Source organism: Pseudomonas sp. S4_EA_1b, from assembly GCF_016307435.1.
Taxonomy (GTDB): Bacteria; Pseudomonadota; Gammaproteobacteria; order Pseudomonadales; family Pseudomonadaceae; genus Aquipseudomonas; species Aquipseudomonas rhodesiae.
Genome location: NZ_JAEILC010000126.1, coordinates 1 through 10542 on the forward strand (window position 1 = coordinate 1; position 10542 = coordinate 10542).

At 61.5% G+C, this 10542-nt stretch carries 8 protein-coding genes; 2 read left to right on the top strand and 6 right to left on the bottom strand.

From position 1 onward, the window contains the following. Positions 1-191 precede the first annotated feature (191 nt). The 5 genes from asd to leuC all read right to left on the bottom strand — a co-directional run bounded on the left by asd (position 192) and on the right by leuC (position 5479). Complete coding sequence (gene asd / locus YA0848_RS30855) at positions 192-1304, bottom strand: aspartate-semialdehyde dehydrogenase (RefSeq protein WP_034099168.1); 1113 nt, start codon at positions 1302-1304, stop codon at positions 192-194. Positions 1305-1368: 64 nt separating this feature from the next. Further along, positions 1369-2451 carry a 3-isopropylmalate dehydrogenase gene (gene leuB, locus YA0848_RS30860; protein ID WP_034099170.1) on the bottom strand — a complete coding sequence of 361 codons (1083 nt, stop codon included), beginning with the start codon at positions 2449-2451 and terminating at the stop codon, positions 1369-1371. A 53-nt stretch (positions 2452-2504) separates the two neighbouring features. Next, positions 2505-3269: a class I SAM-dependent methyltransferase gene (locus YA0848_RS30865; protein WP_034099172.1), complete on the bottom strand. Its 765-nt coding sequence runs from the start codon at positions 3267-3269 to the stop codon at positions 2505-2507. Positions 3270-3405: 136 nt separating this feature from the next. Further along, on the bottom strand, positions 3406-4050 hold the full coding sequence (leuD, locus tag YA0848_RS30870) for a 3-isopropylmalate dehydratase small subunit (RefSeq protein ID WP_034099174.1): 645 nt from the start codon (positions 4048-4050) through the stop codon (positions 3406-3408). A 10-nt stretch (positions 4051-4060) separates the two neighbouring features. Next, complete coding sequence (leuC, locus tag YA0848_RS30875; RefSeq protein WP_034099176.1) at positions 4061-5479, bottom strand: 3-isopropylmalate dehydratase large subunit; 1419 nt, start codon at positions 5477-5479, stop codon at positions 4061-4063. A gap of 148 nt (positions 5480-5627) precedes the next feature. On the opposite strand from leuC, the gene YA0848_RS30880 reads away from it, so the two are divergent. Together YA0848_RS30880 and YA0848_RS30885 are read left to right on the top strand one after the other, a co-directional pair. After that, entirely contained in the window at positions 5628-6518 is an 891-nt protein-coding gene (locus YA0848_RS30880; protein ID WP_034099178.1) for a LysR family transcriptional regulator, read from the top strand. A 70-nt stretch (positions 6519-6588) separates the two neighbouring features. Next, complete coding sequence (locus YA0848_RS30885) at positions 6589-9867, top strand: PAS domain S-box protein (protein ID WP_034099180.1); 3279 nt, start codon at positions 6589-6591, stop codon at positions 9865-9867. 34 nt (positions 9868-9901) lie between these two features. On the opposite strand, the gene YA0848_RS30890 is transcribed toward YA0848_RS30885, so the two are convergent. Further along, positions 9902-10542, bottom strand: a 641-nt coding sequence (locus YA0848_RS30890) for a hypothetical protein (RefSeq protein WP_232925217.1), incomplete at its 5' end; no start/stop codon positions are given.

A 10542-nucleotide genomic window follows, 5' to 3' on the forward strand; every position in this document is an offset into this window, starting at 1 on the left:
GGGCTGATCGGGGTACATTTTGTATTTTTTTTCGCTCCCCCACGGCCATCGGGGGCAAGCCCCCCCCCATTTTGCCGCGCGACAGCGAGACCCCACTGTGGGAGGGGGCTTGCCCCCGATAGCACCCGAACTCCCAACAAAAAACCCGCGCCTGTCACCAGAACGCGGGTTTCTCTTACCGCCTCAGGCGATCAACGCTCCAGCAGAATCCGCAGCATGCGACGCAGCGGTTCGGCCGCGCCCCATAGCAACTGGTCGCCGACGGTGAATGCGCCCAGGTACTGGGTGCCCATGTTCAGCTTGCGTAGACGACCCACCGGTACATTCAGGGTGCCGGTGACCTTGGTCGGGCTCAGCTCCTGCATGCTGATCTCGCGGTTGTTCGGCACCAGCTTGACCCAGGGGTTGTGCTGGCTGATCAGCGATTCGATATCGGCGATCGGCACATCTTTGTTCAGTTTGATGGTCAGCGCCTGGCTGTGGCAGCGCATGGCGCCGATGCGCACGCAGATACCGTCGACTGGGATCGGGCTCTTGAAGCGACCGAGGATCTTGTTGGTCTCGGCCTGGGCCTTCCACTCTTCACGGCTCTGACCGTTGGGCAGCTCCTTGTCGATCCAGGGAATCAGGCTGCCGGCCAACGGCACGCCGAAGTTCTCGGTCGGGTAGGCTTCGCTGCGCATGGCTTCGGCCACACGGCGGTCGATGTCGAGGATCGCGCTGGCCGGATCGGCCAATTGATCGGCGACGGCGGCGTGGGTGGCGCCCATCTGTTTGATCAGCTCGCGCATGTTCTGCGCGCCGGCGCCGGACGCCGCCTGATAGGTCATGGCGCTCATCCACTCGACCAGCCCTGCTTCGAACAGGCCGCCCAGGCCCATCAGCATCAGGCTGACGGTGCAGTTGCCGCCGACGTAGTTCTTGGTGCCGGCGTCCAGTTGCTGGTCGATGACCTTGCGGTTGACCGGGTCCAGGATGATCACGGCATCGTCCTGCATGCGCAGGCTCGACGCGGCGTCGATCCAGTAACCCTGCCAGCCGGCCTCGCGCAACTTGGGGAAGACTTCGCTGGTGTAGTCGCCGCCCTGGCAGGTCAGAATCACGTCGAGGGTCTTCAGCTCGTCAATGCTGTAGGCGTCCTTGAGCGGAGCAATGTCCTTGCCCACGGACGGACCCTGGCCACCCACGTTCGACGTGGTGAAAAACACCGGCTCAATAAGATCGAAATCCTGCTCTTCCAGCATCCGCTGCATGAGCACGGAACCGACCATACCGCGCCAACCGATCAGACCTACACGTTTCATCGCAACTACACCTTGTTAAAAAGTGGGCCGCCTTGCAGCAACAACTGCAAGCGGGCCCGAGAGATTACAGATTCCGCAGCGCGGCGACTACTGCGTCGCCCATTTCTTGCGTACCGACTTTGGTGCAACCCTGCGACCAGATGTCGCCAGTGCGCAAGCCCTGATCCAAGACCAGGCTCACGGCCTTCTCGATGGCATCCGCCGCGTCGCTCAGGTTGAAGGTGTAACGCAGCATCATCGACACCGAAAGGATAGTCGCCAGCGGGTTGGCAATGCCCTGCCCTGCGATGTCCGGCGCCGAGCCGTGGCAAGGTTCATACATGCCCTTATTGTCGGTATCCAAAGACGCCGACGGCAGCATGCCGATGGAACCGGTGAGCATCGAGGCCTGGTCGGACAGGATGTCGCCGAACAGGTTGTCGGTGACGATCACGTCGAACTGCTTGGGCGCGCGCACCAGCTGCATCGCGGCGTTATCGACATACATGTGGCTCAGTTCCACGTCCGGGTAGTCCTTGGCGACTTCTTCGACGATCTCGCGCCACAGTTGGCTGGACGCCAGTACGTTGGCCTTGTCCACCGAGCAGACCTTTTTGCCGCGCACGCGGGCCATGTCGAAACCGACACGGGCGATCCGGCGGATTTCGCTTTCGCTGTAGGGCAAGGTGTCGTATGCCTGACGTTCGCCGTTGTCCAGCACGCGCACGCCGCGTGGGGCGCCGAAATAGATACCGCCGGTCAGCTCACGCACGATCAGGATATCCAGACCCGACACCACCTCCGGCTTGAGGCTCGACGCATCAGCCAGCTGCGGATAAAGGATCGCCGGGCGCAGGTTGCCGAACAGGCCCAGTTGCGCGCGGATCTTCAGCAAACCGCGCTCCGGACGGATGTCGCGTTCGATCTTGTCCCATTTCGGTCCGCCCACGGCGCCCAGCAGCACGGCATCGGCGGCGCGAGCACGTTCCAGGGTTTCATCGGCCAGCGGCACGCCATGCTTGTCGATGGCGGCGCCGCCGATCACGTCGTGGCTCAATTCGAAGCCCAGGCTGTACTTGGTGTTGGCCAGCTCCAGAACTTTGACCGCTTCGGCCATGATTTCCGGACCAATACCGTCGCCAGGGAGAATCAGAATCTGCTTGCTCATGCTTGCCTCATTTCATCGGGCGACCCATCCGCGGGACAGGTCGGAAAAATTAATCAGCGCTCGGCCCACACTACCAGCACGTCGGTACTGAAGGTGCCGTCGGCTTGAATCTCGTAGTAATCGCGCACTTCCTGGCCCATCGCTTGCTGCAGCTCAAGAATCGCGGTGCGCAAGGCTTGTGGCGTGCGCATGCGCTCGACCCAAGAGGTGTATTCCAGACGCAGCCGTTGGCGGCTGCTGTTGCGTACGTGCAAACCCGCTTCGCTGAGCTGACGCATCCATTCAGCGGCAGAATAATCGCGTACGTGGCTGGTGTCGCGCAGCACTTCGACGGTTTGCAGGTAAGTGTCCAGCAGCGGGCTGCCGGGTGACAGCACATCGACAAAGGCCACCACGCCCCCTGGTTTAAGCACCCGGCGTACTTCGCGCAGGGCCAGGCCGAGGTCACTCCAGTGGTGGGCCGAATAGCGACTGAACACAAAATCGAACTCGCCATCAGCGAACGGCAAGCGCTCGGCGGCACCGTTTACGGTGCTTATATTGGTGAGACCGCGCTCCTGCGCGGCGGCGGCCACTACGTCGAGCATCTGCTGGGACAGGTCGTAGGCCACGACTTCCTTGACCAATGGAGCCACATGGAAACTCACATGACCGGCACCGCAGCCCAGGTCCAGCAGCCGTGCGTGGCCCTGCCCGGCAAGCTCGGCCTGGAGCAGCGCGAATTCGGTGCCTTGGGCGTGCACGGCACTGCTCAGGTAGGCCGAGGCCTGTTCGCCGAATTGTTTTTGCACGACTTGGGTGTGGGCGGTGGCGGTCATGGTGGCATCCTTCAAGGGTTGTGTTGCTGGTACCGGCCCTATCGGGGGCAAGCCCCCTCCCACATTTGAATGTATTCACAACTCAAAAGGTGGGAGGGGGCTTGCCCTCGATGAAGCCGGCCCTGCCTACATCAATTTACGCGTCACGAAACAACCAAGGCTGGCTGGCTCGGTGCTTGGCTTCAAACGCCGCAATCGCATCACCGTCCTGCAAGGTCAGGCCGATATCGTCCAGCCCATTGAGCAGGCAGTGCTTACGGAAGGCATCCACTTCAAAGTGATACACCTTGCCGTCCGGACGGGTCACGGTCTGCGCGGCCAGGTCCACCGTCAATTGGTAGCCCACAGTGGCTTCCACTTGCTGGAACAGCTCGTCCACTTCGGCGTCGCTCAAGATGATCGGCAACAGGCCGTTCTTGAAGCTGTTGTTGAAGAAAATGTCGGCAAAGCTCGGCGCGATGATGCTGCGAAAGCCATATTCTTCCAGGGCCCACGGCGCGTGCTCACGGCTGGAACCGCAGCCGAAGTTTTCCCGGGCCAGCAATACACTGGCGCCCTGGTAACGCTCGGCGTTGAGGACGAAATCCTTGTTCAGCGGGCGCTTGGAGTTGTCCTGATAGGCATAGCCCACGTCCAGATAGCGCCACTCGTCGAACAGGTTGGGGCCGAAGCCGGTGCGCTTGATCGATTTCAAGAACTGCTTGGGGATGATCTGGTCGGTGTCCACGTTGGCACGGTCCAACGGCGCGACAAGACCTGTGTGTTGGGTAAAAGCTCGCATCGGGTATTCCTCAGATCAATTCGCGAACGTCGATGAAACGACCGTTGACGGCAGCAGCGGCGGCCATGGCCGGGCTGACCAGGTGGGTACGGCCACCGGCGCCCTGACGCCCTTCGAAGTTACGGTTGGAGGTCGACGCGCAATGCTCGCCCGACTCCAAACGGTCCGGGTTCATCGCCAGGCACATGGAGCAGCCCGGCTCGCGCCATTCAAAACCGGCCTCAAGGAAGATCTTGTCCAGGCCCTCGGCCTCGGCTTGCGCTTTGACCAGGCCCGAGCCCGGCACCACGATGGCTTGCTTGATGGTCGAGGCGACTTTGCGGCCCTTGGCGATCACCGCCGCGGCGCGCAGGTCTTCGATCCGCGAGTTGGTGCAGGAGCCGATGAACACGCGGTCCAGCTGGATATCGGTGATCGCCTGGTTGGCGGTCAACCCCATGTACTTCAGGGCGCGCTCGATAGAGCCGCGCTTGACCAGGTCGGTTTCCTTGGCTGGGTCCGGCACATTCTGATCCACCGCCAAGACCATTTCCGGCGAAGTGCCCCAACTGACCTGCGGCTTGATCTGGGTTGCATCCAGCTCGACCACGGTGTCGAACACCGCATCGGCGTCGGACACCAGGTCTTTCCAGGCTTCGACCGCCGCGGCCCAGTCGGCGCCTTGCGGGGCGAACGGCCGGCCTTTGACGTACTCGATGGTTTTTTCGTCCGCCGCCACCATGCCCACGCGGGCACCGGCTTCGATGGACATGTTGCAAATGGTCATGCGGCCTTCGATGGACAGATCGCGAATGGCGCTGCCGGCGAACTCGATGGCATGGCCGTTGCCGCCGGCGGTGCCGATCTTGCCGATCACAGCCAACACGATGTCCTTGGCGGTCACGCCAAAAGGCAATTGGCCTTCGACGCGCACCAGCATGTTCTTCATTTTCTTGGCGACCAGGCACTGGGTGGCGAACACATGTTCCACCTCGGAAGTGCCGATGCCATGGGCCAGCGCGCCGAACGCACCATGAGTGGAGGTGTGGGAGTCGCCGCACACCACGGTCATGCCCGGCAGCGTGGCGCCCTGCTCCGGGCCGATGACGTGCACGATGCCTTGACGCACGTCATTCATCTTGAACTCGGTGATGCCATATTCGTCGCAATAGTCGTCGAGGGTTTGCACCTGCAGGCGCGACACCTGGTCGGCGATGGCGTCGATGCCGCCCTTGCGCTCGGGAGTGGTCGGTACGTTGTGATCCGGGGTGGCGATGATGGAATCGACGCGCCAAGGCTTGCGCCCGGCCAGCCGCAGGCCTTCGAACGCTTGGGGCGAGGTCACTTCATGGATGATGTGACGGTCGATATAGATCAGCGACGAACCGTCGTCGCGCCGTTTCACTTCATGGGAATCCCAAAGCTTGTCGTAAAGCGTTTTGCCGGCCATCAGTCGGTCCTCATCAGCGGTCTTTCTATGCCCCGGGTTTTGAGACGTATCAATAACCCTTTGGCTTGTGAGGCTGATGGTATGGCGCTACATTAAATAACTCAAATTCATATTTTTTATGCTTTGGATTACCAACTGGAATACAACAATGGACCTGGCCAACCTCAATGCCTTTATTGCCATCGCCGAGACTGGCAGCTTTTCCGGGGCCGGCGAGCGCCTGCACCTGACCCAGCCCGCCATCAGCAAGCGCATTGCTGGCCTGGAGCAACAGCTCAACGTGCGGCTGTTCGACCGGCTGGGCCGCGAGGTTGGCCTGACCGAAGCCGGGCGTGCCCTGCTGCCGCGCGCGTATCAGATTCTGAATGTGCTGGACGACACGCGCCGCGCCCTCACCAATCTCACCGGCGAAGTCAGCGGGCGCCTGACCCTTGCCACCAGCCACCATATCGGCCTGCATCGCCTGCCGCCGGTACTGCGCACATTTACCCGGCAGTACCCTAACGTGGCCCTGGATATTCAGTTTCTGGATTCAGAAGTGGCCTACGAAGAAATCCTCCATGGCCGTGCCGAAGTGGCGGTGATCACCCTGGCGCCCGACCCTCATCATCTAGTGCGCGCCACCTCCGTTTGGGACGACCCGCTGGATTTCGTGGTAGCGCCGGAACACAGCCTGGCCGGCGATAGCCCTGTCAGCCTGGCCGACATTGCCGGCCACCCGGCGGTATTCCCTGGCGGTAACACCTTTACCCACCATATTGTCAGCCGTTTGTTCGAGGCTCAGGGGCTCACGCCGAATATCGCGATGAGTACCAACTACCTGGAAACTATCAAGATGATGGTGTCCATCGGCCTGGCCTGGAGCGTGCTGCCGCGTACCATGCTGGACGATCAGGTGGCCAGTGTCGCTTTGCCAGGCATACAGCTCAGTCGGCAGCTAGGCTATATCGTGCACACCGAAAGGACGCTGTCGAACGCTGCGCGGGCCTTTATGAGCTTGCTGGATGCACAGGTCGATCTCCCGGGGATATCGGCATGACCTACTGCGTCCCGGTTTATTGAGCAGGACCGCGTTGTTTGCCCATTGAGTGAGCCAAGGCCCTTTGATAATGCGCACCCCCGTCGATTCCATGCCACCGCTGCCCCGCATCTACGCCCTCGACCCGCGTGAGGCGGAGCAAAGCTGGGAGAGCGCCCCGCAGTTGCTGGCGGCGCTCAATGCCGCGCGCCTGGGCGCATGGTGCTGGGAAATCGACAGCGGGCGCATCAGTTGGTCACGGGGCACCCAGGCGCTGTTCGGCTTCGACCCGCGCCAGCCACTGCCCAAGGACTTGGAATACCTGGAACTGCTGGACCCCGCCGATCGCTCCCGGGTGGTGCGCGCCTTCCACGCAGTCTTGGCCGGCGAGCCGTTCGAGCAAGCCATGCACCACCGCATCCAGTGGCCAGACGGCAGCTTTCATTGGCTGGAGATCAACGGCAGTGTGGTGCCGGATAACACCGGACGGGGCCGCATGATCGGGGTGATCCGCGAAATCACCGAGCAGCGCGAGCGGGAGCGCGCCCTCAGCCACTCCGAAAAGCGCTTCGCCACGCTGTTCCACCTGTGCCCGAACATGGTGCTGCTGACCCGCCAGGCCGACGGCTTGATTAGCGAAGCCAACCAGTATTTTGAAATGCTGTTCGGCTGGCCCCTGGCCGATGCGATTGGCCGCACTACCCTGGAGCTGGGCCTATGGCGCCATCCCGAACAACGCGCGCAGCTGGTCAAAGCCACCCAGCGTAAGGGTGAACCGATCACCATGGAAGTGCAGTTCTGCGCCAGTAACGGCCAGATCCACGACGGCACGCTCAGCGCCCAAAAGGTCGAACTGGACGGTGAGGCCTACCTGATCAGCACGTTCCTCGACACCACCGAACGCAAAATGGCCGAGGACGCCCTCAAGGACAGCCAAGAGCGTCTCGACCTGGCCCTTGATTCCGCGCAATTGGGCACCTGGGACTGGCACATCCCCAGCGGCATGCTCTACGGCTCGGCCCGCGCCGCCCAACTGCATGGCCTGCCGCCGGAGCCGTTCCACGAGTCCTTCGATGCGTTTTTCGAAGGCATGCCCGATGAAGAGCGCGAAAATATGCGCCATGCCTACCGCACCCTGCGCGAAGGCCCGGCCGGCAACTATCAGCTGACCTACCGCGTGCCGATGGAAGACGGCTCCTCACGCTATTTGGAAAGCCGCGCCCGCCTGTACCGCGACGCCCAGGGCGCGCCGTTGCGCATGGCCGGTACCCTGCTGGACATCACTGACCAGGTCGAACGGGAACAGCGCCTGAGCGCCTCCGAAGAGAAATTCGCCAGTCTGTTCCAGGCCAGCCCCGACCCAATCTGCGTCACCGGCCTGGATAGCGGCGCGTTCATCGAGATCAACCCGGCGTTTACCCAGACCTTCGGCTGGAGCGTCGCCGAGGTGATCGGCAGAAGCGCCGATGAAATCGGCCTATGGAACGATTCGAGCCAGCGCCTTGAGCGCATCGAGCGAGTAATCCGCGAGCAAGCGCTGAACAATGTGGCGGTGGTGGCCCATCACAAAGACGGCCGCAGCCTCACCTGTGTAATTTCCAGCCGCCTGATCAAAGTGGGGGAGCAACCGTGCATCGTCACGACCTTGCGCGATATCACCCAGCAACAACGTTCGGAGGCGGCGTTGAAGGCCAGCGAAGAAAAGTTCGCCAAGGCGTTCCATTCCAGCCCGGACGCTATCTCGATCACCGAACGCGACACCGGCCGGTATGTAGAAGTCAACGATGGTTTCTGCCGCTTGACCGGCTACCGTGCTGAAGAGGCCATCGGTCTGACCCTCTATCAGATCGGCATCTGGGCCGACGACAAACAGCGCTCGGCGCTGCTGGCCGAGCTGCAGATCAAGGGTCGCATCCATCATCTGGAGATGCTCTGGCACAACAAACGCGGCGAATTGCTGGCAGTGGAAGTCTCGGTGGAGCCCATTACGCTGAATGAAACCCCGTGCCTGCTGCTGACGGCGCGGGATGTGAGCCTGCTGAAAAACGCCCAGGCGCAGATCCGCCACCTGGCCTATCACGACCCACTGACCAACCTGCCCAACCGCGCGCTGCTGATGGATCGTCTGAGCCAGCAGATTGCATTGCTCAAGCGCCACAACCTGCGCGGAGCGCTGTTGTTTCTGGACCTGGACCATTTCAAGCACATCAACGATTCCCTCGGCCACCCGGTGGGCGACACCGTGTTGAAAATCGTCACCGCGCGGCTTGAAGCCAGCGTGCGCATGGAAGACACCGTAGCGCGCCTGGGCGGCGATGAGTTCGTGGTGTTGCTTAGCGGTCTGGAAGGCTCACGCAACGAAGTCAGCCATCAGGTTCAGAACCTGGCCAATACCCTGCGTGAGTTGCTCTCGGAGCCAATGTTTTTGGACGGTCACCGCCTGCAAGTCACTCCCAGCATCGGCGTGGCGCTGATCCCCGACCACGGTTCGACCCCGGCCGACCTGCTCAAGCGCGCCGACATCGCGCTGTACCGCGCCAAGGACTCGGGGCGCAACACCACGCAAATGTTCCACAACAGCATGCAGAAGACCGCCAGCGAACGGCTGCGCATGGAAACCGACCTGCGCCTGGCCCTTTCCCGCGGCGAGTTCAGCGTGCATTACCAGCCGCAAGTGGACGCGCGCGGCAACCGTATCGTCGGCGCCGAAGCTTTGGTGCGCTGGCAGCACCCGCAATTGGGCGCGCAGTCGCCGGCGGAATTTATCAAGGTATTGGAAGACAGTGGCTTGATCCTTGAAGTCGGCACCTGGATTCTCGACGAGGCCTGCGCGGCGTTCGGGCAATTGCTTCAGGAGGGCAAGATCGACCCGTTGGACTTCAGCCTGTGCGTGAACATCAGCCCGCGGCAGTTCCGCCAGAGCGATTTTGTCGAGCGGGTGGAGCGCAGTCTGCAGCAGCACTCCTTGCCCTGCAGCCTGCTGAAACTGGAAATCACCGAAGGCATCGTGATCCAGAACCTCGACGACACCATCAGCAAGATGCGCCGCCTGAAAAAACTCGGCGTGAGCTTTGCGATGGATGACTTCGGCACCGGCTATTCATCCCTCACTTACCTCAAGCGCTTGCCGGTGGACGCGCTGAAAATCGACCAATCGTTTGTCCGCGATGCCACCCACGATCCCAACGATGCCGAAATCATCCGCGCCATTGTGGCCATGGCGCGCAGTTTGAATCTGGAGGTGATTGCCGAGGGCGTGGAAACCCCTGAACAACTGGCATTCCTGCAGATGCTGGGCTGCCATTTGTACCAGGGGTATTTACACAGTCGTCCGCTGCCGATCGAAGGCTTCAGACGGCTGCTGGTATAGCCGACACCCGCCCTTCAGCGCAGGTAAGCGACCCCTAGACCAGGGCTACTGCAACGCCCCGTCTCGGTGTCGAACCCTGTCGCCCCCACAACTCTTCACGTCCGTTGATAACCGCCACCGAATGCCCGGCTCGATTACACATGCCTATTTGTCCACGGGCGAGCTCACGCACGGAGACTCTTTTCATGTGCTTTTTCAATCCAAGCCGTTCAAACCCCTCACCTGCCATGGTTTCATCCTCACCGTTGTTCAAGCTGTGGATCGCTGCACGGTAACTCCTGCCCGCCGTGCCGTCGTTATTGTCCCGTTGAGCACGCTTGGCGCTCACCGCAAACAAAAACTGCGCATCCTTGAGCATTCCTTTGTCCGGGCCAATAAACTTCGCGCCTTGTGCGCCCTCTCTCAACTCTTGGTCGCTCAAGGTCAGTTCATAGCCGTCCCGCATGACCACGTGATAACCCGTACTGGTTTTTTTCACCTCTTTATAAATATCCGTTGGGCTTTGACCGAAGCGATGCATCGCCGCCTTAATCGCCGAGACAGTGACACAATTGCCATCGGGGCCCTGACGAAAACCACTCCAAATATTCTCCGGCTTGGCACCATTACGCTTGCTTGAAAGACCCGGGATATCCGTGGCGGGTCCGGGAGCGGGCGGTGTCGCATCAGCGACGC

Bases quoted from the DNA above. Each gene is read 5' to 3' on its own strand.
- asd (WP_034099168.1), bottom strand. From the start codon at position 1,304: ATGAAACGTGTAGGTCTGATCGGTTGGCGCGGTATGGTCGGTTCCGTG.
- leuD (WP_034099174.1), bottom strand. From the start codon at position 4,050: ATGCGAGCTTTTACCCAACACACAGGTCTTGTCGCGCCGTTGGACCGT.
- YA0848_RS30880 (WP_034099178.1), top strand. From the start codon at position 5,628: ATGGACCTGGCCAACCTCAATGCCTTTATTGCCATCGCCGAGACTGGC.
- YA0848_RS30885 (WP_034099180.1), top strand. From the start codon at position 6,589: ATGCGCACCCCCGTCGATTCCATGCCACCGCTGCCCCGCATCTACGCC.
- leuB (WP_034099170.1), bottom strand. From the start codon at position 2,451: ATGAGCAAGCAGATTCTGATTCTCCCTGGCGACGGTATTGGTCCGGAA.
- YA0848_RS30865 (WP_034099172.1), bottom strand. From the start codon at position 3,269: ATGACCGCCACCGCCCACACCCAAGTCGTGCAAAAACAATTCGGCGAA.
- leuC (WP_034099176.1), bottom strand. From the start codon at position 5,479: ATGGCCGGCAAAACGCTTTACGACAAGCTTTGGGATTCCCATGAAGTG.